Source organism: Acetobacter sacchari (assembly GCF_017377715.1).
Taxonomy (GTDB): Bacteria; Pseudomonadota; Alphaproteobacteria; order Acetobacterales; family Acetobacteraceae; genus Acetobacter; species Acetobacter sacchari.
In genome coordinates this window covers 144,130-170,076 of the sequence record NZ_JAFVMF010000006.1, presented here as the reverse complement: position 1 = coordinate 170,076, position 25,947 = coordinate 144,130, and the positions used below count along the sequence as shown (strand labels likewise).

23 protein-coding genes and 2 tRNA genes are annotated in these 25,947 nt (G+C 61.3%); 5 read left to right on the top strand and 20 right to left on the bottom strand.

From position 1 onward, the window contains the following. Positions 1-9: 9 nt before the first annotated feature. The 9 genes from J2D73_RS07055 to J2D73_RS07015 all read right to left on the bottom strand — a co-directional run bounded on the left by J2D73_RS07055 (position 10) and on the right by J2D73_RS07015 (position 8,782). Entirely contained in the window at positions 10-1,410 is a 1,401-nt protein-coding gene (locus tag J2D73_RS07055) for an AtzE family amidohydrolase (protein WP_207880808.1), read from the bottom strand. Then, positions 1,407-1,595, bottom strand: a complete 189-nt coding sequence (locus J2D73_RS07050) for a DUF4089 domain-containing protein (protein WP_207880805.1) — start codon at positions 1,593-1,595, stop codon at positions 1,407-1,409. Before J2D73_RS07050 ends, J2D73_RS07055 begins: the two co-directional genes overlap by 4 nt. 244 nt (positions 1,596-1,839) lie before the next feature. Beyond that, positions 1,840-3,294 carry an NAD(P)-binding domain-containing protein gene (locus J2D73_RS07045; RefSeq protein ID WP_207880803.1) on the bottom strand — a complete coding sequence of 485 codons (1,455 nt, stop codon included), beginning with the start codon at positions 3,292-3,294 and terminating at the stop codon, positions 1,840-1,842. 394 nt (positions 3,295-3,688) lie between these two features. Further along, positions 3,689-4,492, bottom strand: a complete 804-nt coding sequence (locus J2D73_RS07040; RefSeq protein WP_207880801.1) for a DNA polymerase beta superfamily protein — start codon at positions 4,490-4,492, stop codon at positions 3,689-3,691. Positions 4,493-4,629: 137 nt separating this feature from the next. Next, positions 4,630-5,649 (bottom strand): GTP 3',8-cyclase MoaA, encoded by a 1,020-nt coding sequence (gene moaA, locus J2D73_RS07035; protein ID WP_207880799.1) that lies wholly within the window; start codon positions 5,647-5,649, stop codon positions 4,630-4,632. A 221-nt stretch (positions 5,650-5,870) separates the two neighbouring features. Then, a complete protein-coding gene (locus tag J2D73_RS07030) occupies positions 5,871-6,056 on the bottom strand; it encodes a DUF3553 domain-containing protein (protein WP_026396388.1) in 186 nt (61 codons plus the stop codon). 67 nt (positions 6,057-6,123) lie between these two features. Further along, a complete protein-coding gene (gene pgmG, locus J2D73_RS07025) occupies positions 6,124-7,533 on the bottom strand; it encodes a phosphoglucomutase/phosphomannomutase PgmG (protein ID WP_207880797.1) in 1,410 nt (469 codons plus the stop codon). Beyond that, positions 7,533-8,411: a UTP--glucose-1-phosphate uridylyltransferase GalU gene (gene galU / locus J2D73_RS07020; protein WP_207880796.1), complete on the bottom strand. Its 879-nt coding sequence runs from the start codon at positions 8,409-8,411 to the stop codon at positions 7,533-7,535. The genes pgmG and galU overlap by 1 nt, the downstream gene beginning before the upstream one ends. Before the next feature lie 285 nt (positions 8,412-8,696). Then, positions 8,697-8,782: transfer RNA gene (locus J2D73_RS07015), tRNA-Leu, on the bottom strand. A gap of 74 nt (positions 8,783-8,856) precedes the next feature. On the opposite strand from J2D73_RS07015, the gene lipB reads away from it, so the two are divergent. Then, positions 8,857-9,600, top strand: coding sequence for a lipoyl(octanoyl) transferase LipB (lipB, locus tag J2D73_RS07010; protein WP_207880947.1), 744 nt, complete (start codon positions 8,857-8,859; stop codon positions 9,598-9,600). Between the two features lie 162 nt (positions 9,601-9,762). On the opposite strand, the gene J2D73_RS07005 is transcribed toward lipB, so the two are convergent. The 3 genes from J2D73_RS07005 to argC form a co-directional block, all read right to left on the bottom strand. Next, positions 9,763-10,950 (bottom strand): phosphoserine transaminase, encoded by a 1,188-nt coding sequence (locus J2D73_RS07005; protein WP_408736832.1) that lies wholly within the window; start codon positions 10,948-10,950, stop codon positions 9,763-9,765. A gap of 18 nt (positions 10,951-10,968) precedes the next feature. Continuing rightward, positions 10,969-11,052, bottom strand: a tRNA-Leu gene (locus J2D73_RS07000). 74 nt (positions 11,053-11,126) lie between these two features. Continuing rightward, positions 11,127-12,053 (bottom strand): N-acetyl-gamma-glutamyl-phosphate reductase, encoded by a 927-nt coding sequence (argC, locus tag J2D73_RS06995; RefSeq protein WP_207880792.1) that lies wholly within the window; start codon positions 12,051-12,053, stop codon positions 11,127-11,129. A 201-nt stretch (positions 12,054-12,254) separates the two neighbouring features. Between argC and J2D73_RS06990 the strand changes: the two genes are divergently transcribed. Together J2D73_RS06990 and mazG are read left to right on the top strand one after the other, a co-directional pair. Then, entirely contained in the window at positions 12,255-13,631 is a 1,377-nt protein-coding gene (locus J2D73_RS06990; protein ID WP_341535040.1) for an amino acid permease, read from the top strand. A 103-nt stretch (positions 13,632-13,734) separates the two neighbouring features. Continuing rightward, entirely contained in the window at positions 13,735-14,592 is an 858-nt protein-coding gene (mazG, locus tag J2D73_RS06985) for a nucleoside triphosphate pyrophosphohydrolase (RefSeq protein WP_207880945.1), read from the top strand. 12 nt (positions 14,593-14,604) lie between these two features. On the opposite strand, the gene aroE is transcribed toward mazG, so the two are convergent. From aroE to J2D73_RS06970, 3 genes are all read right to left on the bottom strand, one after another. Then, complete coding sequence (gene aroE / locus J2D73_RS06980) at positions 14,605-15,456, bottom strand: shikimate dehydrogenase (RefSeq protein ID WP_207880788.1); 852 nt, start codon at positions 15,454-15,456, stop codon at positions 14,605-14,607. Between the two features lie 160 nt (positions 15,457-15,616). Next, positions 15,617-16,396, bottom strand: coding sequence for an SDR family oxidoreductase (locus tag J2D73_RS06975; protein WP_207880786.1), 780 nt, complete (start codon positions 16,394-16,396; stop codon positions 15,617-15,619). Between the two features lie 30 nt (positions 16,397-16,426). Continuing rightward, positions 16,427-18,346 (bottom strand): tetratricopeptide repeat protein, encoded by a 1,920-nt coding sequence (locus J2D73_RS06970; RefSeq protein WP_207880783.1) that lies wholly within the window; start codon positions 18,344-18,346, stop codon positions 16,427-16,429. Between the two features lie 339 nt (positions 18,347-18,685). On the opposite strand from J2D73_RS06970, the gene J2D73_RS06965 reads away from it, so the two are divergent. Continuing rightward, complete coding sequence (locus J2D73_RS06965; RefSeq protein ID WP_207880780.1) at positions 18,686-20,170, top strand: carboxypeptidase M32; 1,485 nt, start codon at positions 18,686-18,688, stop codon at positions 20,168-20,170. A 7-nt stretch (positions 20,171-20,177) separates the two neighbouring features. On the opposite strand, the gene J2D73_RS06960 is transcribed toward J2D73_RS06965, so the two are convergent. The 3 genes from J2D73_RS06960 to J2D73_RS06950 form a co-directional block, all read right to left on the bottom strand. Continuing rightward, positions 20,178-20,768, bottom strand: coding sequence for a phosphatase PAP2 family protein (locus J2D73_RS06960; RefSeq protein WP_207880778.1), 591 nt, complete (start codon positions 20,766-20,768; stop codon positions 20,178-20,180). Between the two features lie 10 nt (positions 20,769-20,778). Beyond that, a complete protein-coding gene (locus J2D73_RS06955; RefSeq protein ID WP_207880775.1) occupies positions 20,779-22,197 on the bottom strand; it encodes a hypothetical protein in 1,419 nt (472 codons plus the stop codon). 113 nt (positions 22,198-22,310) lie between these two features. Next, positions 22,311-23,513: a glycosyltransferase gene (locus tag J2D73_RS06950; protein ID WP_207880773.1), complete on the bottom strand. Its 1,203-nt coding sequence runs from the start codon at positions 23,511-23,513 to the stop codon at positions 22,311-22,313. 137 nt (positions 23,514-23,650) lie between these two features. Between J2D73_RS06950 and J2D73_RS06945 the strand changes: the two genes are divergently transcribed. Further along, a complete protein-coding gene (locus J2D73_RS06945) occupies positions 23,651-23,857 on the top strand; it encodes a hypothetical protein (RefSeq protein ID WP_207880771.1) in 207 nt (68 codons plus the stop codon). A gap of 70 nt (positions 23,858-23,927) precedes the next feature. Here J2D73_RS06945 and J2D73_RS06940 read toward each other — a convergent pair whose 3' ends face one another. Further along, positions 23,928-24,518 (bottom strand): polysaccharide biosynthesis/export family protein, encoded by a 591-nt coding sequence (locus J2D73_RS06940; RefSeq protein WP_243429734.1) that lies wholly within the window; start codon positions 24,516-24,518, stop codon positions 23,928-23,930. A gap of 30 nt (positions 24,519-24,548) precedes the next feature. Then, positions 24,549-25,880: an outer membrane beta-barrel protein gene (locus tag J2D73_RS06935; protein WP_243429733.1), complete on the bottom strand. Its 1,332-nt coding sequence runs from the start codon at positions 25,878-25,880 to the stop codon at positions 24,549-24,551. Positions 25,881-25,947: the final 67 nt, after the last annotated feature.

The following is a 25,947-nucleotide window of genomic DNA, read 5'->3' as shown; positions in this document are numbered from 1 at the left end:
CCTCTATCCTCAGGAGTTACCGGAATTTGACGACGACATATGGACCGGCGCAGGCGCAGGAGTTGGGAAACCCAACAGTCCGGCTTGCGAAAGCGCAGTGGCCATGGCGAAAAGGCTGGCCTCTTTTCCCGGCGCCGCGATGAGTTGCACGCCAAGAGGCAACCGCTCTTCAGCCGACGCGCCTTCGTGTGCAGGCGGCGCAAGCGGAGCGGCGAGGATCGGCATCCCGGCCAGACTTAACGGCTGGGTGAACAGCCCCAGATTGGCGCGCGCGGACACCGGCTTGCCGCCGACCATGATCGTCGGCTGATCGATGCGCGGCGCCGGGCCGACTGTCGCGGGCGCGATGAGAACGTCCACATGCTCGAACAGCGCATGCACCTGCTCGCGGAACCAGTTTCGAACACGATGCGCCCGGATCACCGGCGCTGCCGGCAGCATGGCGCCGGCCATCAGCCTGTCGCGTGTGGCGGGGTCGTAGTCTATCGGTCGCGTTCGCAGACGGGGTAGATGCAGGGAACCACCTTCCGCCGCCGTGATGACGAAGGAAGCCGCCCGCGCGCGCGCCGGTTCTGGCAATTCGACTACACGAGAGGTTCCGAAGAACCCGGTCAGACGCTCCAGTCCCTCTCGCAATGCGGGAACCAGATCCTGTTCGAACCATCCGCCCAGTCTGGCCACCCGCAGGCCCCTTGTGTCGGGGACTTCATCGAGCGCGTGACCATCCATCGCCTCGAAGGCCAGTTTCAGATCGTCCACGTCTCCGGCGAAAGGACCAACAACGTCCAGGCTGGCTGCGAATGGATACACTCCGCCGAGCGGCAGGCGGCCTTGCGTTGGCCGCAGTCCCCACACGCCACACAGCGACGCCGGAACGCGGATCGAGCCGTTGGTGTCCGATCCGATAGTGATCGGAACCAGGCCACCGGCGACGGCTGCCGCCGATCCGCCAGACGATCCGCCTGCCAGGCGATCCGTATCACGCGGATTGCGGGTGACGCCATAATGGGCGTTCTCGGTCGCAAAGCCGTAGGCGAACTCGTCCATGTTCAGCAGAGCGAGTGGGATGGCGCCTGCCGCGATCAGACGTTGCACCACAATGGCGTCGTCTTCCTTCGGAGGGTCAGAAGCCAGAACGACGGAGCCTGCGGTCGTCACCTCCCCGGCGACGTCGAACAGATCCTTGACGCCGAACGGGACGCCCGCCAACGGACCGACCTGCTCGCCTCGCGCAATGCGAATGTCGATTGCGTCGGCCATACGCCGCGCGCGCTCCGCGAGAAGCCGCGTCACGCTGCAATAGGCAGGATCACGTATCCCGACCGTCTCGATCGCCGCTTCGATCGTTTCGCGCGCAGTTTTTACGCCAAATCGAACTGCGTTCGCCTGGGCTGCGGCGGTCATCGTCATGGCTTGTACCCAAACGCAGGCTCACAGTGATCGGAGAGCGGCAATCCTTCGATCAGGGCGACGTAGCCGCGCAACACGTTGGTATTGGCTTCCACGCCCGGTCGGCACGCGTCCGGCAGATGCAGGTCCACCGCCCGCGCCATGATCGCGAGTTCATCCGCTCCCTCGTCGACATTCACAGACATATCCGCCCCCTCATCATAAATCGCGATCAGACGCCGGTCGTTTCCGGCACGGCGGAATTGTTACACGCGCAACGCCCGTCAGGAAGACTTGCCCGGCGCCAGTCCAATCGTTTCGAATCAGAACCTTTTATCAGTACTGAGACAGATGGCGACGCTCCGAATTTTGGTAGGGAATTGACGATCACGACGCCTGTTGAATGCGCGACGGTCTTACAGGATGCGCCGAGCGTGAACGGCGAAGGCCCTATCGAGGCGGCGGCTCCGTGCTGATCAGTTCGGGGGTGTCATACTTGAGCAAGCTATCGAGATGCCACTGACCGTCCGCCACGAACAGGTCGCGCGTGAGTCCGCGCGCCAGACGATCCACGCCAAAGCGCATGCCGCTGATGGACGCGCCAGACAGTCCCATGCTGGGCGTAGCCGAGAATGTGAAATTATGGATCGCGGCCAGCAAGGGCGCGCGCGGATCCGCTGCATCCTTGGGCAGAAACTGATACGCGTCGCCAAGATATGGATGTGCGCCGATCAACGTATGCTCATCGCCCTCGGGCGGCGTGAACCGATCTCGCCAGAGCGCCACGGCGTCAGCAAAAGATGCAGTCTCCGGGCGAAGCTTCAGATCGACCGTGAAGCCTGTGCCGATGATGACGAAATCGAACCGTTTCTCGCCGAGAGGCGTATCCACGACGATCTCCTCACCTTCCATCCGCGCGTCAGTCCAGGGACAGCCGGTATGGAAGGAGAAACCCTCATGCCCGCGGCAACGCCAGAACGTGTCCTGCGGCGGTGGCTGGTTGAGATCGTAAATATGCGCCATGAAACGCCAGCGCTGAAGATCCGGCAAAGATGGAAAATGCGCGAGAAACCCGGTGTTTTCCATCCATCTGTACGGATTGACGGAGGGGATGACCTTCCGGCGGAGGCAAAGTTCGACTGATTTGACGCCTGCTTCCAGAGCGGTCGCTGCGTTGTCAAAGGCGGACGCTCCGGCCCCGAGAACACCAACTCGCTTGCCGCGCAGCGCCGCGAAGTCAATTGTCTCGGACGTGTGCGCGTAACGCGATCGTGGTAAAGCCTCGCGAATAAAAGCGGGCGTATTCCAGCATCCGCCGCCATCTATGCCGGTGGCCAGCACGAGCTTCCGCGTCAACCGGGAGGTGACGCCGCCGTCCGCCGAGCGAAAGGTCAATCGCAGAAGACCGTCCTCCCACGTGACTCCTTCGAAAGTAAGATCGTTTTCGACAGGCAGTTCAAGCGTCTTACGGAACCAGTCGAGATAAGCCTGCCAATCCTGCCGGGCTATCTTTTCGAGAGCGTCCCATGCGTCAGCGCCATATTGCGCTGAGAACCATGAACGCGGCGTCAGGCTAGGGACGCCAAGATCCGGCCCGGTCACGTATTTAGGTGTTCGTAGAGTGACCATACGGGCGAACGTGACCCAAGGCCCCTCTCCGCCCCGCGGTGCGCGATCAAAAACGGTGACATTATCGACGTTAAGGCGTTTCAACGCGAACGCCGTAGCAAGACCACCCTGACCAGCGCCGATGATAGCGACGTCCAGCACGGCTTCGCCGTCGCGCTTGGTCACAGGCATCCATTCGCGGCGCGGATAGCGTATGCGATCCAGATCGCGCCTCACCTGTTCGCTCAACGCTTCAAGGGATTGCGCCGACACTTCCGTTTCGCGCGGCGTGGCCATAGGGACGCTCCTGCTCTCCCACTATCTGCGCCAAAACGCAGATAGTGGGGCGTTCAAACAAAGAACAGGTGGTCGCGCCCCCCGGCGCGACCGAGTGTTTCCCCCACTCGCACCGTCCTGACACCGAAACTAATGCGAAAGGGGGGCGCCCGGTCCAGTATAATATTACAACCAGGCTGTTGCCGAAACGGAAACACACATTTGCGTCGGGATTCTTCGCAGTCAGCGCATTCGCTCAGCGCCCGGTGACGGCCTTGTTGATCCTGTTGTTGCGGCAGGCCGATGGCCTACACTTCAACTGATTCGCGCTCGGCAGTTCCTTCGCCGTAACCACGCAGCCTGATGCAGCCGAACTCATTTTTTTGCTTATGGGAACGCGTAAGGCGAAGCCCTGTCAGCCGAAATTCCGCACGAGGCTCGAAAAAATCTGGTCGAATGGCTCAGACGCGACGCCCGCAGGCGCAGGCATGCTCACGTCTGCGAGGCGCTGCATCTCGCTGTCCATGAAGATCTGAATCCGAGGGAGCGGTGGGACGACAGCTGTTTCCGCCTTCTCGCGTTTTGCATTCAGTAATTTGTGGATATCGGCGCGGAGATCATCTTCAAGCCCTTCAATGAGGGGGGCTATGCCTTCCGGGAGCGAATCACTGCGATCTGCACGCCACCGGGCGCGCAGAAGGCAATACACGACGTCGAAAAATTCCGCGAAATCCTGATCCGTGCCGAAGCCCCAGCTTCTGGATCGGGTAACGGCGCGATTACGAAGTCGCAGAAAATCAGATGCCCGGGTGTTCTCTGGCGTGATCAGTCCGGCGCACTCACTCCAGCCCTCAGGCCGGTCAAAATAAACGTCGCCCTGCGCAAGATTCAGCAGAGCTTCAAAATCGCCACTCTGGGCGGAGCGGAGAACGCCGCGAATATCACTCCCTGTCATGTTCAATTCGGGCGACACGGGCAGAGAGATTTTCTCCGCTCCCGGCGTCAACCTGAGATACCAGTCCACCTTTCGAACATAAGCAAACTGAACGTCATGAGGGGTATCGAGCGAGCCAGCGCCATAGCCTCGAGGACCGGCTTCGGTGGCCCTCAGAATCCGCACTCCAAACGCGCTTTCAATCTGCGGCAATGACTGTCGAACGATTTGACAGATTTTCGGGTCGACAGCCCCTGCGTCACTCATCACGGCCTCTTCGCTCAAGACGGCGTCATGAAACCCGACATTTATTGATAAACACCGAACATCATGTCTCAGCGATTTGAGTCGCGCAGGTCGGGCCAGTCAATCGCGCTTCAAAATATTAACGTAATGATCACGATAAATCTCCAGAAGGCAGATCACCCTCCGGTTACGCTCATGTGCCTCACGGGACCGGAGACTTCGCCCCCGCGTCTGCCGATCATGAAATCATGCCCTTTCGGCTTGTGCGACAGGGCGTCGTCGATCGTGGCCGCGATCTGGTCGTCTGAACCACCTCCCCGCAACACGGCGCGAAGATCGGCGCCATCCTCCTGCCCGAGGCACGTGTAGAGTCGTCCAGTGCATGACAGCCGCACGCGATTGCAGCTTTCGCAGAAATTGTGGCTCAACGGCGTGATGAACCCAAGCTTTTTCCCCGTCTCCGCGACCCTAACATAACGGGCGGGGCCGCCGGTTCGCACTGTTAGAGGCTCCAGAGTCCAGCGCGTAGCAAGGTCGCGCCTGATATCGACGAGCGGCAGGTATTGGCTCCGGCGGTCTTCGCCAGTGTCGCCCATCGGCATGGTCTCGATCAGGCACAAATCGGCGCCAATTTCCCCACACCAGCCGATAAGCTGGTCGAATTCCCTATCGTTGACGCCAGCCATCGCCACTGTGTTGATTCGCACCGCAATGCCAGAGTCGAGCGCAGCCTGAACCCCGTCCAGCGTCTGATGAAGCCGGCCACGTCTCGTCACGGTCGCAAAACGCTCGGGATCGAGCGTATCCAAACTGACGTTCACGCGCCTTACGCCTGCCTCATACAAAGCTTTCGCATGCTGCCTTAGCTGGCTGCCGTTGGTCGTGAGCGTCAATTCGTCGAGCCCTGGTGTGGACGAACCCTTGGGGCGTAGCCATCGGCCGAGACTCCGAACAAGCGTGTCGATATCGCGCCTGACAAGCGGCTCTCCGCCGGTGAGGCGAATACGGGTCACGCCGCGACGGATAAACGACGCGCACAAGCGCTCCATCTCAGCAAAGTCCAGGACGTCAGCGCGTGGCAGAAACTCCATGTCCTCCGCCATGCAGTAGACACACCGCATGTCGCATCGGTCGGTGACCGATACGCGAAGATAAGAGATCGCCCGACCGTGGCTGTCGATTAAACTGGACCGCATTTGTCCTCGATATACGCCTGAACTGGCCGCGAGGTGAAGTTACAGTCCTGACAAACTCGCGTTCCGCAGGTTCCCTGCCATGCAGCGGACGCAGCGCCCCACAACGTGAGGAGCAGAAAATGAAGGATTCGAGCGGTATAACTGCGCCCCAGGCTGAAGTCGACGATATCGCCGATCTGCATGGTCGAGGAAGCGCCGAGGTCTGATCCACCGATTCGAGATCAGACCTCGATGCTGAGCGTTACGATGGACGCGTCGAGCGCCACCTTGCCCATATGTTCGAAATTGACGGTGACGCGACGTCCTATCGCCGACTGGACCTGCCCCAAACCCCATTCGGGGTGGTCAGGGTGCGTCACCCACTGGCCGGGCTCAAGAAACGACCGGAACGCGTCCTCGTTCTGCAAGGCTGCCTCCCGGATCGATAGCTGCGATAAGCCCGGCGCAAGGCCGGGTTATCTGAGTGGCCGCCGGTCAGTGGCCGGCATTTTCACCGGAGAAATCCGGTTTCTCCAAACCGGATTGCTCAAGCTGGCGCGAAATCGCGTCCTTTAGCGCCTCAAGCCCCGCGTCGCTCTTGCCTTCGGCGCGCGCGACCAGAACAGCCTGCGTGTTGGAGGCGCGCAACAACCACCAGCCATCTTCCGTGTTGACGCGAACGCCGTCGATCTCCGAAACATCTGCGCCTTCGGTGCGGAGGCGTTCGGCGACTTCCTCGATCACCTTGAACTTGCGCAGATCGTCACAGTCGAAACGGATCTCCGGGGTGGAGATCGTCTTCGGCAAGGACTCCCGTACAGTAGAGAGCGGCGTATCGAGGCGTGCGACGATGCCGAGCACGCGAATGGCCGCGTAGATCGCGTCATCGAAGCCATACCATTTGTCGGCGAAGAAGATGTGCCCGGACATCTCGCCCGCCAGAGGCGATTTGGTTTCCGCCATCTTGGACTTGATCAGCGAATGGCCGGTCTTCCACATCAGCGGCGCGCCGCCAGCTTTGGTGACTTCGTCGAACAGAACTTGACTGGCCTTCACGTCAGCAATGATCGTCGCCGACGGGTGGGTCTTCAGTACGTCGCGGGCAAGCAGGACCAGGATCTGATCGCCCCAAAGGATCTCTCCTTTATCGTCGACCAGTCCAATGCGGTCGGCGTCCCCATCGAACGCGATGCCCGCGTCCGCCTTCACTTCACGAACCTTGTCTATGAGCTGTTCGAGATTCTTCGCGACAGTCGGGTCCGGATGATGCGCCGGGAAGTTCCCGTCCACTTCCCCGTTCAGCACAATGTGCTCGCCCGGAAGCTTCTCAAGCAGTTTCTTCAGCACGTCGCCCGCGGCGCTGTTGCCGTTATCCCAGACGACCTTCAGCTTTCGCTCGCCACCGTCCCAGTCCTTCATCAGGCGCGTAATGTATTCGTCGCTGATGTCGACCGTCGTGACCGAGCCTTCCGCATCCGGGACCACGTCGCCCGCATCGGACAGGCGACCGAGTTCCTTGATCTGGTCGCCGAAGAACGGCTTGCCCGCGAACATCATCTTGAAGCCGTTGTAGTTCGGCGGATTGTGGCTGCCGGTCACCATGATGGCGCCGTCGGCCTTGAATGCAACAGACCCGTAGTAAAGCATTGGCGTCGGTCCACACCCAACGCGCGTAACGTCAGCGCCGGAGGCGACGGCTCCTTTGACAAGGGCGGCCTCCAGTTCCGGCGACGACAGACGGCCGTCATAACCGATGACGATCTTCTTGCCGCCGTTGCAGATAACCATGCTGGCGAACGTGCGGCCAATGGCGTACGCGTCTTCCGGCTTCAGCGTCGCGCCGACGATGCCGCGAATATCGTATTCGCGAAGGCTCGTCGCGTCGAACGTGTGACGAAAAGTCATCAAACAGCTCCGGTGTAGGTCTTCAGGAAACCGCGCACATCGTCGGCGAGATCGGGACGCTCCAGCGCGAACGCGATCTGGGCTTCGAGAAAGCCGATCTTGTTGCCGCAATCGAAACGCTTGCCTTCGTAACGAAGGCCATGGAATGGCGTCTTGCCAATGGTCTTCGCCATAGCGTCGGTCAACTGCACCTCTCCGCCCGCGCCTTTTTCGAGCAGGCCGAGAAAGGGCATGATCTCTGGCGTCAGGACGTAGCGACCAATGATGGAAAGATTGGACGGCGCCTCTTCAGGCTTCGGCTTCTCTACGAGGCCTGCGATCTCCACCAGCTTCCCGTCATCAGCGCCGGGCTTGAGGATGCCATAACGGTTCGTATGCTCGCGCGGCACTTCCTCGACGGCGACGACGCTGCCGCCCGTCTGATAGTACGTATCGGCTAACTGCTTCAGGCAGGACACGTCCGACTGGACGATGTCATCGGGCAGCAGGATCGCGAATGGATCGTCGCCGATAAAGCTGCGCGCGCACCAGATCGCATGGCCGAGGCCCAGGGGTTCCTGCTGACGCACGGCGACCAGAGAACCGGCCTCTATGCTGCTGGGCTTGAGAGCATCCAGCGCCTCGGTCTTGTTGCGCTCGCGCAGTGTGACTTCCAGCTCGAATGCGACGTCGAAGTAATCGATAAGAGAATCTTTGCCACGCCCTGTGATGAGGCAAAATTCTTCAATTCCCGCCGCACGCGCTTCATCGATTGCGTACTGAATCAGGGGCTTGTCGACGACTGGCAGCATTTCTTTCGGCATCGCCTTGGTCGCCGGAAGGAATCTGGTTCCAAGGCCGGCGACTGGCAGCACAGCTTTACGCAATGGCTTCGTCACGAATGAGCACCTTATATGAATGGGCGGACGAGCCGGGCGGCGATGAATATCAGCGCGCCGGCATGCGACGTACTGTAAGGCGGGATCGCAGTCGGTTGCCAGCCTTCAACAGGATTAAAAAATCAGAAAATATCTCTGTTCTGAGGCTTTTAGAGCCACAATCGCGCCTTAATTTCGAAACCGAAGTTAATCACAGGAATAATGCGAACGCGCGCGGGCCGCCCTTTGCAGGGCGGCCGCTTCGCAAATAAATTTTAAATTTGAAAATCCCGACATTCGGGAATTTGGTGCGGCCGAGAAGACTCGAACTTCCACAGGGTTTCCCCCACAAGCACCTCAAGCTTGCGCGTCTACCATTCCGCCACGGCCGCAGCGTGACTTCCGGCTCCGTTTGTTGGATACCGGGGAGTGGAGGCGCGTATAACCGATGCTCGATCAGCCTGCAATGACCCCTGAACCGATTCTTGTCGAAGACGGCGGAGAATTATCCCCGACACGAGACGCAGCTGCGACAAAGCAGGTGGAATGGGAAATCTCATCCGACCCCGTCGCCTATCCTGACGCTATAGCTTCGATGTCTGAAACCGTGGCTGCGATACGCGGGCGCGATGCGCCGGAGCGCATCTGGATGCTTGAGCACCCGTCCCTGTTCACCGCAGGGACCTCCGCACGTGATTCCGACCTTTTCAATCCAAGAGGATTTCCGACCTATCCCGCGGGCCGTGGCGGTCAGTGGACCTATCATGGTCCCGGTCAACGCGTGGCGTATCTCATGCTGGATCTTGCCCGCCAGCATGGCCCGGTCCCGCCGCGCGACCTGCGCGCATATGTGCACGCTCTGGAAGGATGGCTGATCGCGACCCTGGGACGATTCGGCGTTAAAGGCGAAACACGGGACGATCGCGTTGGCGTCTGGGTCGTCGATTCGAAAACGGGCTACGAATCCAAGATCGCCGCTTTGGGCGTCCGCGTGACCCGATGGGTGAGCTGGCACGGCGTTTCACTGAACGTGTCGCCCGATCTGTCAGCGTTCGAAGGTATCGTACCGTGCGGCATCCGCGAACACGGCGTGACCAGTCTCAAGGACTTGGGCGTCGACGTCGATATGGCGACAGTGGACGCTGTGCTGCGTGAGGAGTGGGAACGAGCGATGGGCGCCACCGAAAGCGGAAGGCGTGCGGTTCGCTGAACGCGCTGCCCGCTTTGGTATTTATCCTATAAAATTCTTTAAAATCAGCGCTCTATTTTGTTTCGGAAATGACGGAAGCCACACCAGAGATTCCCGCCTAAGGCGTGAGCGGCATAACGTTCACACCCACAACAAATTATAAACTTTAAAATCAGTCCGTTGTCAGGAGTATTTCACTCTGACTTCCCGCTCGGCCCAGTCCAGCCAGGGAATCAACGCAACGATATCTGCCGTCTCGACCGTCGCCCCACCCCAGATACGCAGCCCGAGCGGGGCGTCGCGGTAGCTGGCGATGTCGAGCGCGGCTTGCTCCCTAGTCAGCAGGTCAGCGATATCCTTCGCCGCACGCGTCTGCGTCTCCGCATCCAGCCCCATAAACCAGGGAGCCGTAATGCGCAGGCAAATCGACGTACTGGATCGGTCCTCGGCGTTTTCGGCGAGGAAGCTTGCCCAGCCAGACTGCGCTTCCCACTCGGCGAGAACCGCAAGGTTTGCGCGACTGCGCGCGATCAGGCCGGGCAGACCGCCGACGCTTTCAGCCCATTTCAGACTGTCCACCGCATCTTCGACGCAGAGCATTGAAGGGGTGTTGATCGTGTCGCCCTTGAAAATGCCCTCGATCAACTTGCCCTTCGAAGTCAGACGAAAAACCTTTGGCAATGGGCGTGGGGCCGGCTCGCCTTCCAGCCGCGCAACAGCGCGTGGCGAGAGAGCCAGCATCCCATGCGCAGCCTCTCCGCCCAACGCTTTCTGCCAGGACCATGTCACGACATCGAGCTTCTCCCATGGGAGCTCCATGGCGAACGCTGCAGACGTCGCGTCGCAGATCACCAGACCATCGCGCTCAGCCGGAATGGCGTCACCACTCGGGAAACAAACGCCCGACGTCGTTCCGTTCCATGCCAACACCACGTCACGCGACCAATCGACGGTCGAGAGATCGGGCAGACGGCCATAATCGGCGGTCAGCACCCGGGCATCCAGTCCAAGTTGGGAGACGATGTCGTTAGCCCACGTCGCCGAAAAGCTCTCGAACGCCAACACGTCCACCGGGCGCGCGCCAAGCAGCGACCAGAGCGCCATCTCCACAGCCCCGGTATCGGAACCCGGAACGACGCCCAAACGCCAAGCGGCAGGCATGCGTAGAATCGTCGCCGAACGGTCGATCACTTCCGCAATCCGCGCCCGTCCTTCCGGCGCGCGATGGGATCGCCCAAGCAGCGCGCCCGACAGGGCGTCGAGCGACCAGCCCGGACGCTTGGCGCACGGCCCAGACGAGAAACGCGGATTCGCCGGTCGCGCTCCCGGCTTGCAATTGGGAAGCAGCGCAGCGTCGGCGGTCTCGGTCATCATTTTTTCCAGATTATCTGGTGCGAGAGGGGGGACTCGAACCCCCATGCCTTGCGGCGGTCGATTTTGAGCCGACTACGTCTACCGTTCCGTCACTCTCGCAGCGAGGGGTTCTGTATCAGCAACCGACGCGTCGCGAAAGATGCGACGACGCCTTCTCTTCATCGGTTACTGGCTTAATCCGATTCAAGCCCGAGCATCAGGGCGATATTCTGAATGGCGGCCCCGGATGCGCCCTTGCCCAGATTGTCCAGGCGCGCAGTGAGAACAGCCTGACGGTGCTCGTCGTTCGCGTGAACGCGCAATTCCATGCCGTCCGCGCCTGCCAGCGCTTCACCGATCAACGCGCCTTCAGGCGCGGCGACTGTAACGTAGCGCGCCCCCTCGTAATAACGCGAAAGGATGTCGCGCAGCCCTTCCCCGGTCACGCCCGAAGCGAGATCGGAAAGATGAAGGGGAATCGACACGATCATGCCTTGCGGAAAGTGCCCGACCGACGGAACGAAAAGCGGGCGACGCGCCAAACGCGCGTGACGCTCGATCTCGGGCACGTGCTTGTGCGTCAAACCCAACCCATAAAGCTCGAACGCCGGACCGCCGTCGCGCTCATGCGCCTCGATCATCGAACGGCCACCGCCGCTGTAGCCGCTGACCGCATTGATCGAAACCGGATACGCAGGATCAAGCGCCCCGGCTTCGACCAGAGGCCTTAGAAGCGCGATTGCTCCGGTTGGGTAGCAACCGGGATTGGAGACGAAGTTCCCCTCCCGAATCCTCCCGGCCTGCAGGCGGTCGAGTTCCGGAAAGCCGTAGGTCCATCCATCCGCGACGCGGAATGCGGTGCTGGCGTCAAGAATCTTCGGCGCCTGTCCGGTCGTCGCCAGTTCTCCGGCTATCGCCACGGCTTCCCGTGACGCAGCGTCCGGCAGGCACAACACGACAAGATCGGCTTGCGCCATGGCCTCGGCGCGGGCGGCGGAATCCTTACGGCGAGCCGGATCGATGGAGTGCAGGCGAACAGGAAGAGCGCGCAGGCGTTCGCGGATACCAAGCCCCGTCGTTCCTGCTTCTCCGTCGATAAACACGACAGGCCGCTGTTCCATCTACCCTCTCCCGTAAAAACCTGAGCGTGTATTTATCTGACAGGTGTTCATGAAGCCAGCGCCTTGACTGCGCCAGACTGTTCTCCCGTTCGGATGCGTAACGTCTTGCGTGGCGTCCATCCGAACGGCACCATAAGATCAGTCGCCATGCGCGCCACTTTCGCGCACGCTCGACCCCGCAACGATACGGAGCGACCTCGCGTGCAGACAGCGACCACGCAAGCGACCAAACATGGCAAGGCGTCTACTGGCGCATCCGAACTGAAAACGCGCCACATCTCCATGATCGCCTTTGGCGGCGTGATCGGCGCAGGGCTGTTCGTCGGCAGCAGCGCCGCTATCGCAGGCGCGGGGCCCGGAGTGTTGCTGACCTTCGCCTTCACCGGCGCTCTGGTGGTCACGGTCATGCGGATGCTCGGTGAAATGCTGCTCGCACGGCCGGGACTGGGATCGTTCGTCGACTATATCCGTGCGGGCTGCGGCGACGCCGCCGGTTTCGTGTCCGGCTGGTTGTACTGGGGCTTTTGGGTCGTGACCGTGGGCAGCGAGGCTATCGCGGGGGCAATCCTGCTCCAGGACTGGGTCGGCCTGCCCGTCTGGTTGATGGCGACAGCGCTGGTCGCGGGCGTTGCGCTTATCAACCAGACGGCGGTCCGAGTTTTCGGCGAGTTCGAGTTCTGGCTCTCGCTGATCAAGATCGCCTGCATCGTCGTGTTCAGCATTCTTGGGGCGTCATACCTGTTTGGGCTGCTGGGCGGTCACCCTGCTCCGGTGGCGACGTTCCTTGGTCACGGCGGTTTCTTGCCGCATGGCATGGGGGCGTTGCTGGCCGTCCTGCCGACAGTGCTGTTCTCCATGGTCGGCTCCGAAATCGCGACTGTCGCAGCGGCGGAATCTCGTGACGCGCCGCGTAATCTGTCGCGCGTAACGCGAACGATTGGCACGCGGATCACGCTCTTTTACGTCGTCTCGGTGTCGCTGATCCTGTGCATCAAGCCGTGGAGCGACATCCATCCCGGACAGTCTCCGTTCGTGCTGGCCATGGACGTGATGGGCGTGCCCGGCGCAGCATTTGCAATACGGCTCGTCGTGTTGAGCGCCGTCCTGTCGTGCCTGAATTCCGCGATGTTCGTCACGGCGCGAACTCTGCGTGGGCTGGCGTTGCGCGGCGAAGCGCCCCGTGCGCTCGGAAGCCTCTCGGCCGCCGGCGCGCCGCAGGCTGCTGTGCTGGCGTGCAGCGTCTTTGGCCTGCTTGCGGCTTTCTCGTCCATTCTTGCTCCCGGCACGGTCTTCGCATTTCTGCTCGGCGCGACCGGCGCGGTGATGCTGTTCATTTACCTTCTGATCGTCGTCGCACATCTGCGGATGCGCGAGCGCGCCGGGCCACGCTGGGGTTACAGCGCCATTCCGCTGTTTCCCGCAGTCAACTATGCGGCCATCGTCGCCATTGCGTCGGTCACGATCACGATGCTGGCAGACCCGGAGCAGCGCCCGACCGTGTTGGCAAGTCTGGGTTCTGCGCTGGCGGCGTTTCTGGCCTACCGTTTCGGTTTCGCTGCTCTGCGGGGAGGACGCTGAGAGGCGTCACACCGACTGCGCCGTTCACACCTGAATCTTCTCATGCGCTACGCCGGGCGGCTATTGCATGAAGCATCACCACCTCGCGCAGGATCGTTTGCCGATGACCGCTTCCCCTTTGACGCAGTCGCCCACGCGTCCGTCCTCCGACGCCTCGGCGCAACTGGAACGTCTTATCGACGTCATGGCGCGTCTGCGCGATCCGGAAAACGGCTGCCCCTGGGATGTCGCGCAGACGCCTGCGACCATCGCACCCTACGCCATCGAAGAAGCGTATGAGATCGCCGACGCTATAGACCGAGGCGCCTGGGACGAGACCGCTGACGAGTTGGGCGACCTGCTGCTGCAGGTCGTGTTTCAGGCGCGCATGGCCGAAGAAAGCGGGCGATTCGACTTCGCCACAGTGGCCCGTGCTATCGCCGACAAGATGATCCGCCGCCATCCGCATGTCTTCACGGACGAAACGACCGCGGCGCGCGACGACGCCGCGCTGATGGCGCAATGGGAGGCCCGCAAGGAGCAGGAACGCATCGCGCGCGCCGAGACCGGCGCTCTCGCTGGCGTTCCCCGTGCGCTTCCGGCGCTACTGCGGGCGCGCAAACTCGCCGCCCGTGCGGCCCGTGTCGGGTTCGACTGGCCCGACGTCGAGGGCGTGTTCGCGAAGGTGCAGGAAGAAGTGAACGAGGTCGGCGTCGAACTTGCGAACGGCGACCGGGACGCGCTTGAGGATGAGATCGGCGATCTGCTGTTCGCCACAGCCAGCCTCGCTCGCCGGCTGGAGCTTGACCCGGAAGCGTGCCTGCGGCGTGCGAACGACAAGTTCACCCGCCGGTTTCAGGCGCTTGAGGCCATTCTTGCTGAACAGGGCCTTACACCGTCAGGTAGAACGGTGGATGAACTCGACGCCGTATGGAACAAGGTCAAGGAGCGCGAGCGCGCCGGGAAGACGCGCTCGGCATAACGTCAAGGCGCCTCAAGCGCCGAAGATGTCTTTCAGCGTATCCGCCATCACCTGCGCATCAGGCTTTTTGCCCATCCACTGCTCGACGCCTATCACGCCCTGATTCACCAGCATGCCCAGACCATCCAATGTGGTGCAGCCCTTCTCGGCCGCGGTCCGTAAAAGACGCGTTTTGGGCGGATTGAAGATGACGTCGGCGACGATCTCCACTCCGCCGAGAGTCTCGACGTTCACGTCTGGCATCGCCTCAGCGTCGCCAAGACCGACCGGAGTGGCGTTGATGAGGATCTCAATGTCCTGGGGGACATCGATGTCCCCGTCCCAAGGTAGGGCACTGGCTTCGGACTTCGTGTTTTCAGCAAGAAGTTTGGCGATTTCCTCAGCCTTTGAGACATCGCGGCTTGCGATCGCGACAGACGCGGCTCCGGCCAGTCCCAGTTCCACGGCGATCGCACGCGCTGCGCCGCCCGCCCCAAGCAACAGCACTCGCTTGCCCGCAGGATCGGTCACGCTCTTGAGGGATTCCAGAAAGCCCTTTCCGTCCGTGTTGTCGCCGGTCAGCTTGCCGTCACTGATTGAAACGCAGTTGACCGCGCCGATCAGCTCCGCGGCGTCCGTCACGCCGTCAAGGTGCTGGATGACCGACACCTTGTGCGGCATGGAGCAATTGAAACCCACCCATTCCATAGCCTTCGCGCCTGCGACCGCGGTGGCGAGATTTTCCGGCTTCACGTCGCAATTGACGTAGCGCGCGTTCGTGCCGTCGCTTTTCCACGCGGCTTCAATCATCGCACCCGTCGGGTTGTCTTTGCAGGGGGTCGAGAACGATCCGGTGAGAATGGCGCGGAAGTTCTGGTCCGACATGCTGAGATCTCCTTTGTCGAGACGTTGTGCCAGTGCGCACAGTCATGAAAATGACTCTGGGCGACAAAGGTTCTGCCACGGAATGACAGCGGACCGTCCGGATGGTCCGCCTAACCTGATCATGTCACCGCCGTGCATCATTGCTCTTTCGAGCAAATCATCAGAACGTCGCGTTGATCATCCCACCGTCGAGCAGAACGTTTTGTCCGACCATAAAGCCGACATGCTCGCTGCACAGGAAAGCGCCGACAGCGCCAAAGTCCTGCGCACGACCGAGATGCCCTGTCGGGATGCTTGCTGCAAGATCAGCCCGGGCCTGCTCGTAAGAGACGCCACGATTGCGCGCGTCGCTCTCGATCCGTCCCGACAGCCTGTCCGTCTCGTGCATGCCGGGAAGAAGATTGTTGATGACAACGCCATGTTTTGCAACCTGCCGCGCTGTTCCCGCGACATAGCCCGTCAGCCCGCAGCGCGCGCCCGTCGAAAGTCCCAGATTGCCGATCGGCGCTTTCACTGAGGATGACGTGATGTTGACCACCCTGCCCCATCCGCGTTCGATCATCCCCGGCAACACGGCCTTGATCAGCATAATCGGCGTCAGCATGTTCGCGCCGACGGCTTTCAGCCAGGCTTCCTCAGACCAGTCGGTCCACATGCCTGGCGGCGGTCCACCCGCGTTGTTGATCAGGATATCAGCGGCGGGCTCGGTCTCCAGCAGCTGCGCCCGCCCCTGTTCAGTCGTCACGTCGGCCGCCACGGTTTTGATGGAGACGGCGTAACGCTCCGAAAGGTCCGCCGCTGTCGCCTCCAGAGCCTCCGCCCCTCGGGCGTTCAACGTCAGATGCACGCCAGCCGCCGCCAACTTCTCAGCGACGCCACGCCCAAGTCCCTTGGACGCGGCGCATACGATCGCCTTACGTCCTGCAATCCCGAGATCCATCGTTCACTCTCCCTGAAACGCTGGCGCAGCTTAGTCGCGCGCGCCGCGTAACCGCAATTCGGCGCGTAACGTGTCCGCCACGGCGCGAACCGGGGTCCGCCATGCCCTCTCCGGAAGGGCCGGCTCTTCCTGCTGGAACATGCGCAGAGACGGGTACCAGAGATTACGTTGTTCTCCACTCTCGTCTTTCGCCCACGAGCCCGCAGCCCACCGCCAATCGCCACCATATCGATTCAGCAACCAGACCGGCTTGCCCATCGCGCCTGCAAGATGCGCAATAGCGGTGTCCACCGTGATAACGAGGTCGAGTTCTCCGACGATGGCCGCCGTTTGCGCCATATCTCCTTCGGGCAACGGAACAACGTTTGGCGGGCAGGCTCCCGGCTGGAGAGAGCGCCATTCGACGTCTCCGATCGCCAGCAGACCGGCAAGCCCTTCCCATGAAATGGAGCGGCGCCTGTCGAAGCGGTAAGAGGAATTTCCTGCGCTGCAAACGCCTATTTTCATGACAGAACAATTCCGCCCATCTTTCCGCCTCGTATCCAGGTAAGGCAGAAAAGGCGGCGGCCGTCCTGCATCGAGCAGAAACGGCAGGCTAAGAACGGATGCATGGGCGCTTGGGGCATCGCCATCGTGCGCGTCGGCCGAAATCGTCAGCCTTCCAGACTCCGTGCTGCGCGCCCAGTTCGGCGCCGAGACGCCGCGTTCAAGCAATGCGATCATCGTCGGAGGCGCTTGAAGATGAACGGGCGCGCGCTCCAGCGCCGCTGGCACAAAACGCAGGAACTGGATGAAATCTCCAAGCCCCTGCTCTGCAGTGAGCAAAACGCGGCCCGTCTGCGGTCTACCCTCCCAACGAGGCAACTCCGTCCCCAGTGACGGCGGCATGAACGCCAACCGCGCCTCGAAATTCCGCCAACCGTCCTTAAAGCGGCCTTCGGCCAGATCGAGCGTTCCAAGATTGAACCGCGCGCGAGCGGCGTCCTGGCCGTCAGGGCGCGCTGCGATGACAGAAGCAAACAACCTGCGCGCGGCCTCGCGGTCTCCGAGTTCACCAAGCAGCGTGCCCCTGTTCAGGGCTATCAGCGGATCGTCCGGCCGTAATGCGGAGGCCCGCACGAACGCCGCGTCGGCGCCCGGCAGATCTCCGCACGCCATCCTTACCAACCCGAGATTCGTTTGTGTTTCGGCCGAATTCGGAGAAGCGCCGGCGGACGCCTCCAGCGCTTCGGACGCCTCCTCCATGCGGCCAAGATCGAACAGCGAAGCGCCATGGTTGGCTAACGCTGCGGGATCGTCGGGAAGCCTCTCCCGCACCTCGGCAAACGCCTGTTCAGCCTCCTCCGCCCGTCCGAGCCGCCGCAGCAGTTCCGCCTTATGCTGGCGCGTGACGACGTCGCCCACGACGGCGAGCGTCACGGCGTCTTCATAGGCACTGAGCGCCGCGTCCCCCCCCCCCAAACGCTCAAGCAACCGGCCGTAAGCCAGCCTGAAACCGGCCTCTGCGGGCTTCATCCGTATCGCGTCGAGTAACGCCTCCGTAGCGTCATCCATCCGACCAAGCGCCTCCAGCGCCTGCGCGAGCGCCAGACGTGGAGAAGCCTCGTCCGGCGCGGCGAGTGTAGCTACGTGCAAGGCGGCGCGGGCTGGCTCAGCGTGACCAAGGGCCAGCAGCGAAAGTCCCAGCGTGACATGTAGTCCCGCAGCGGTGCGGTCCGTCGTCGAGGAAAACCCGACGGCCTTTCCCGCGTAGGCAACCGCAGCGTCATACCGCCCTGCTTGATGTGCTGTTTTGGCAAGCGCATGCAGAACATCGACGTTCTCCGGCTCTCTCGCCAGAATAGCGCGCAGATCGTCGAAGGCTCCTGCTGCGTCGCCAATTTCCAGACGTCCGAGCGCCGCAGCGATTTCTGCGGGAATGTCACCCGTCACGTCGTTTTCCTTCACCATTCGGGCGCATCCCGGAAGGTCATTCCTTAAGGCCACTTCAGAGATGTGAAAATATACCCGTTGCCGCCTCGTCAGAAGACCTGCACCCCGAGCGCGCGCCCATAATGAAGCTCTGAGAAACGGCCTTAGCAATCGCGCTGAAGGCCCACCCAACTTATCCGTGCAGTATCTTGAAGGGCGCGCGTCGCCTCCGCATCCCGATACCGCTATACGGAAGTGGCTCTTACCTGAAACCGATCTTTTCGCCCTCCCCACACCGCCTTATTGGCTGCTTCGTCGCCTGCATGCGCTCTCGGGTCGCACGTAAGGACTCACGACTAATGATGGAGATGACCTGTCATGACTGCTTACGAAACGCTCGAGCGCCTGTTCGCCCGTCTTTCCGCGCTGGGAGACGCGCAGGGCGTGCTGTCATGGGATCGCGACGTGATGATGCCGGATGGAGCCGCTGAACGTCGGGGCGCGACCATGGCCACTCTGGAGGGGCTGCGACACGAACTTCTGACTGCGCCCCAAACGCAGGACTTGCTGGAGCGCGCCGATTCTGGCGACGATCCGTGGCGGGCGGCCAATCTCGCAGAAATGCGGCGCCTGCACGCTCGCGCAGTGGCCGTTCCAGGCGATCTTGTCGAGGCAATGTCCAAGGCCAGCTCCCGGTGTGAGATGGTCTGGCGTGGAGCGCGCGCGAACAGCGACTTCGCCGCACTGCTCCCTGAGCTACAGGTCGTGCTGGACCTTACGCGCGAATGCGCGGTGGCGACTGGCGAAGCGTTATCCCTCTCCCCCTATGACGCAATGCTGGACGCCTTCGACCCCGGAATGCGTCGGGACGTCATTGCGCCGATTTTCGACGAACTTGGGCGGGAACTGCCGTCACTGCTGCAAGCTGTGCTGGACCGACAATCCTCTCGATCGGGTGCCGAGGCGGGCCCGGGCCGCGCGCCATTCCCTGTCGCAGCGCAGGAAGCATTCGGGCGGACCATGATGGAGGCGGTAGGCTTCGACATGACACGCGGGAGGCTGGATGTCAGCACGCACCCCTTCTGTGGCGGCGCCACCGACGACGTTCGCATCACGACGCGTTATGACGAAGCGAATTTTCTCCCGGCGTTTCTGGGCGTCGTGCACGAAACCGGGCACGCTCTTTACGAGCAGGGACTGCCGAAGGCATGGGCCGGGCAGCCGGTAGGGACGGCGCGCGGCATGACGATGCACGAAAGCCAGTCCTTGTTTCTGGAGATGCAGATCGCGAGATCACCCGCATTCGCATCGTTTGCGGCGCCAGCAATGGAGCGTGCTTTTGGTGGCGAGGGATGGAGTTCGGAGACTCTCTATCGTCACATGACGAAAGTCGAGCCCGGCTTCATCCGCGTTGACGCCGACGAAGTGACTTACCCTGCGCACATTATCGCGCGCTACGAACTCGAAAGCGCGATGGTCGACGGGACACTCGCTCTTCGCGATCTGCCTGAAGCGTTCAATGCCCGAATCAAGGCGCTCCTTGGTCTCGCTGTTCCTGATGATCGCCGCGGGTGCCTGCAGGACATTCACTGGCCGCTCGGCCTATGGGGATATTTCCCCTGTTACGCTCTCGGGGCGCTGACGGCGGCGCAACTGAAGGAAGCGGCGGCGACGGCTCTGCCCGACCTCGACGCCTCAGTCCGCCGGGGAGAGTTCGGCGATGTTGTCGGCTGGCTGCGCAAGACGGTGCATGAAAGAGCGAGCAGCGCCTCCACGATGGAGATTATCGCGGACGCCACAGGCGGCCCGCTTGGCGCCGGGGCTTACCTGCGCCACATCCGTGAGCGATATCTGGCAGACTGACAGAGGTTTAGAAGTGCCGACCGGGACCGGGTCCCTGACAGAACAGACGTCCCAGTTCCGCATGCGCGAACGCTTGTATGCGGCGCTCTACTCCCAATCGATACCCGTGCAGCGCCAGCGCGAGCACGCCGAACACCGCAAGCGTCGTAAACAGAGCCGCGCGGCTTTCCGCCTGCTCGCGCGCCAGCGCCCGACGCAGGGCGACGGCCACGCATAGCCCGATGAAACCGCCGAGAGTCACCTCTGGGACCGTATGCACGCCCAGAGCGATTCGGGAGGTTGCGAACGCGATTGCCAGCAGGACCACGCCGCATGCGAACACCACGTCGCTGCCGCAGAAGAGTGCAAGAAGGCCGCCATAGACCATTGTGCCGGCCATAGAGTGACCGCTAGGGCTGTAGATAATGCGATGCTGGGGAACGCCGCAGCGTTCAAACCACAGCTTCAACAGCAGAATCAGCAGCGAACCGGCGGCCATCGCAACGCCCCACGCGCGGGCGTCACGTGGGCGCCCAAGAGCCAGCAAAACGAAAAAGACCGCGATTTCCAACGGAATCAGAAGCCCCTGATCCGCGAAATCCGTAAACGCTCCAATCATTCGATAAAGGTCACTCCGCGGCGATCAACGCCCCTACCGGGACAGCAACACTTGTCGCCCGACTGAGCATCTGAACGCGCACAATGGCTGCAATTGCCACCGCGATCAGCACGTAAAAATCCGGCAGGCCTATGGTCGGGCCCGAGATGCACGCCGCCGTCAGACGTCCAGCGAGCGCCGCCATGACGCCCTCAACCACCATGGTTTCAGGCGACCCCGGCGCAGCGCGCAAGGCCCACGCGGCGGATTTCATAAGTCTCCAGTCAAAAACCGCAAGACAGATGACGCCGACGGCGCCCACAGTCGCCAACAGACCGGGAATGAGGCTGGACGAACGATTGCTGCCCCATCCGACCCCCAGCCCGTAGGTCTCGGCGAAGGCCGTAAGGGAGTCGGCGTCGGCCTGCGAGCGTTCCTGATACGACACGCTGTTCTTTTTTTCCGCCGTGCTCGACGCGATCATCTGCGCGCTTTCCACGGTGTGGGGAGAGAACGTCGCCACGGCCAAACCGCCGACGCCCAGAAGCACGGCGCAAATCATAGCCAGTTGCCCGATCCGTCCAAGCAGGCGCGCGGCGCCTGTCGCCACGACCATGATCGGCATCAGCAGCGCCCCTACCGCGACAGCGGCGAATCCGGTCGTCGAGGTCGTCAGGCACATGCCCAAAGCGGAGGCCGCGATGAGCAGGCGGGAGAAGCGAACCTTGTAGCCTTTCAACGTCACCCAGACCGTCGAGAACAGAATGCCCGCGAGATATGACGCACAGGCTGACGGTTCGCTGAAGGTCGCGTTGATGCGCGGCACCGGTCCCGCCATCTGGTTATCCAACACCGCCCATCCGGTGTTCGAGTAGAAAAACGTCTTCGGGAACGGCAGGCCGCCCACGCGGCTGCCGAACTGCCAGACGCATAGGACCACCACCAGCCACCCTGCGGCGAGATACGCATAATACAGGCGGCTCAGCTTCACTTGCCACCGGGTCAGGTACTGCGCGGCGAGCACCATCAGCAGCACGTTCAGCAGCAAGTATGTGTCTTGCGAGATATTGCCGAAAGTCGGCGTCAGCAGGACCTGACCGCCAACCAGATCCTGCTTCTGTGGCCAGACATGAACCTGATTCCGAAACAGTCGCGGCATGACGATGGAGCCGACCAGCGCCCATCCTGTGGCCAGCATCATGGGGCCGCATAACCGTGACGCCGCATCCTGTCCCGGATATCGAGCGCCGAGAAGCTTCTGCAGAACGACGTAGGAGATAAACGCGAGGCCTGGGACAAGCGATGGCTGCAGACAGACGCTTCCGAGCGTGAGCGCGGATGCCGCAGGAAATACTCCGGCGACCAGAAGCAGGCCGAGCATACGATCCGGTTTCGCCCACAGCAGGAAACAAAGCGGAAACAGGATGGCGCCCATCAAAGGCACGGTCATCGAAATCGGCCTCCACGTGGCGCAAACCCAGCAGCGCGCGATGAAGTCATAGTCTGCGCCCCGGTGACATGGCCTGTCTGAGGGGGCAGGCGCCTAAAAAATCAGGCAAGCGATTATTCGGCTTCGATCGTCATGCTCGTCAACGGATCCGAGACACGCGATGTCGGCAGCCCCTGGTCGAGCAGTCCCTCCGCCAACTTTGTCACGTGTTGACGGAACGCCTCTTCCGAAAACCGCAGCGCGTTGCGGCGGCAGTTTTCCGGAGTAATCGACGCGTCGGCAGCCTCAAACCAGTCGACCGCCGCGACAATCGCATCGGCATCCTGCGTGTCGAACAGCACCCCTGTACAGCCTTCAGGATCGCCCTCCAGACGCACAATATCCAGCGCTCCCCCGCGACCGAACGCGATGAGCGGAGTGCCGCAGGCTTGCGCCTCCACCAGCGCGATGCCGAAATCTTCCTCGGCGGCGAATACGAACGCCTTGGCGCCCTGCATCAAGGCCAGCAACTCGTCGTGCGGCACTTTGCCTTTCACCGTAATATTCGGCGATCCGGCCGCCAGTTCGACGATTTTGTCGTGATCAGGACCGCCGCCCACGACCATAAGCTTACGTTGCGGCATCTTGCGAAACGCTTCCACGACGAGATCGACACGCTTGTACGGGACCTGCCGCGCAGCGACGATGTAGGATGAACGCTCGGTCTTTGCGACCTGAAAACGTTCGATTTCTACCGGCGGGTGGATAACCAACGCATCGCGCCGATACACCTTGCGAATGCGGCGCGCGATATAGGAGGAATTGGCTACAAATACATCGACGCCTGAAGCCGCCCGCACGTCCCACGTCCGGATCCGGTGCAGCATCCAGCGTACGAACATCCCCTTCAGGCCACGTTCAAGCCCGCTCTGACGAAGATAGGCGGCCTGCATGTCCCATGCGTAACGCATTGGCGAGTGCACGTAGCAGATATGGAACTGGTCGGGACCAGTGATGATGCCCTTCGCCACCGCGTGATGGCTGGACACGATCAGGTCAAATTTGGCGAGATCGAACTGCTCGACCGCGATTGGCATCAACCCCAGGTAGTGTCGGAAATATTTGCGCGCGAAGGGCAGCTTCTGGACAAACGTGGTGGTTACCTTTCGGCCGCCCAGAAATCCGCGCTCTTCCGGAGGAAGGAAATCGACCACCGCGAATATTTCAGCCTGCGGGAAGATTTTAAGAAGCTCGGCGACAACACGCTCCGAACCGGCGTAGTGCTCAAGCCATTCGTGGATGATGGCTACTTTCACTTGCGAGATCGGTGTCGTCATATCGCTTCCTCACTTGCGTCGGCAGTCTGGCCGTCTGTTTTCGATCTTTTTTGGCTCCGCGCGGGAACCAGTGCATGTCAGATGTCGCTTTTAAATCGCGCGGGGGCTGTTAAATCTTCGTCAATTAGGTTCCGACAATGATCGGACGGATTCTTTGGGGTGAGCTGACGACAATGAGGCAGGCTTCTTCCAGCAACACTATAGCCGCCCGCTCTTCGGTCTCAGGCGATACCGCCAAATCCGACGAACGGACGTCTACGGCGCGCGGCGTGGTGCTCGGCGTCGTTCTGGGCCTGCTCGCGTGGCTTCCCATCATCGGCGGCCTGATCGCCGCGTTGAGGTAGTGCCCAGCGAAGAACCCTAATGGATTCCGGCGCCCATCCCGACGCTGAGTTTCTTCAGAGCTGTTTCGTCTTAGAAGTGCCTTTCGTAAATCTTGATGACATCTCCGGGTTTGACATAATCTTGGGGCTTCAGTTTACCGACGACTGTGTGGTCGCCCTCCTGCCGCAAGACATAGGCGCGGCTTTCAAGCGAGCGGTAGGTAAACCCGCCAGCCGAAGCCACGGCCGTCAACATCGTCATCCCCGGTTGGTAGGGATACTGACCAGGACGGGCGACTTCACCCAGAACGGACACCATGCGGTATGCGGTAATTTCGACCGACACTTTCGGGTCGCGCAGCATCCGCGATTTTTCCAACGCCTCCGCGACCTCGTTCGCAAACTGCCGGGTCGTAAGACCGGCGGCCTGTAATCCATCGGTCAGCGGAAACGCCACCTTACCGTTGCTATCGACCCTGAAGTCTGAAGTCAGCTGATCCTGCCCATATGTGATGACGCGAATTTCATCGTCGACACCAAGCTTGTATTGGCCCGGATCGTAAGGCGGCGCTGGTTTCAGGTTGTATCCACCCGCACAGCCAGCCGCCGATAACGCCACACTCCCTAGCAAAGCCGCCGCACGAACCGAACGACCGAAGCTATATCCCGACGAAAGCATCATCCGACTTCCCTGCTGAAAATGAAAACTGGCTTAAAGAGCGAAATGCACGCTGAGCTGAGCCATGTGCACCGGGAACATCGCGCTCTGATAGACACTTTGGCTCAGGTAACTGTAATTGGCGGTCACCGAGAGGTGACGGTTTAAAAAAACCTGCCCGCTGAGGCCGAAACCGTAAGTATTCTGGTCGCTGGCCACCTGATAGACAGGCGTTCCCTTCAGCGCTGCAGGCGTCGCGGGATAGGATGCTTTGTTGACCTGCGCATTGAACGTCAACAGCACGTTGCGTTGCAGCGCATGCGTCACGACGAGCGACGCCGCAGTATTCGTGAAACCGACCACGCCTTCGAATGCACTGTCCTCGATACCGTGGCGCACGCTGAGCACGGCGCTGGTAAGCCGTGTCGGCTCCCAACTAAGCTGGGCTTCAGCCACTGGCGAGGTAATCTTCCCATAAAGCGTCGAGGCGTAACGACGCATCTGGTAGCCGAGGAGCGCACGGAACTTGATCGGCCCCTTCCAACCCGCGTCGTAGCCACCCAGAATGGAAAAACCATTCGAATTTCGGCTAGGGTATCCGGACGCTGGAGTATCGTAACGAATTTCCGTCCCCTGCGCGACCACAAGAAGATGCGTCTCCGCCATCAGCTCGTACCGACTGGTGACACCTTCATTGATGACGACACGGTTACGATACGTCTGGTTGGTGTAGGCTCCCGCGTTATTCACCGTCGCCGGGCGTCCGAACGCGTAGCGCTGAGCTTCCACAAAAGGTTGAAAACTGGCTCTTCCATGCGTGTGGACCAGATAGCTGATGCGCCCATCTTCAACCGTATACGGCACAGGGCTGCTCAAAATCAGAGCGCCCGCTTCCGACGGCATCTGCACCAGCGAAAGGTGAGTGTACGAGAAACCCAGCTCGTCTCGACCAAAATAATGTGTGCCGCCGACATTTGCGGTCCACGTCGTTCGGTTCTGAACCGCCCGGGAGGGATAACGCGTATCCGAAACGCTTATATCGCCGTGCACCTGATCGTTGTGCGGAAAGCGCGAAACGACCGATAGATGGCCCTGCGTGTTGATCACCGCGCTCGAATGCGCGGCAGGCAACATATCGACGTTACTGTCATAGCCGCCGCCCTCTGAACCATCCAGATTCACGATGACGGGGCCAGACTGGAATCCCTGCGCTTGGTAAGCGCGGGCCGCCTTGACCTGCGTGGGTTCGGTGCTCAGCTCCCCTGCGCCACTACCCAGAGCCGGGAAGTAGTTTTGGATCACCTGCGCGTTGGCGGCGAGAGGAAGCATGAAGAACGCAATCCCGCATGCTGCGGCCAGGGTAGGCGCACCAGCTTTCTGGTTCATGCCCGACTCTTCAGTGTGTTTGAAATACAGCACGAATCTCCGACCCACCAAAGAAGCCCAGTTCTTA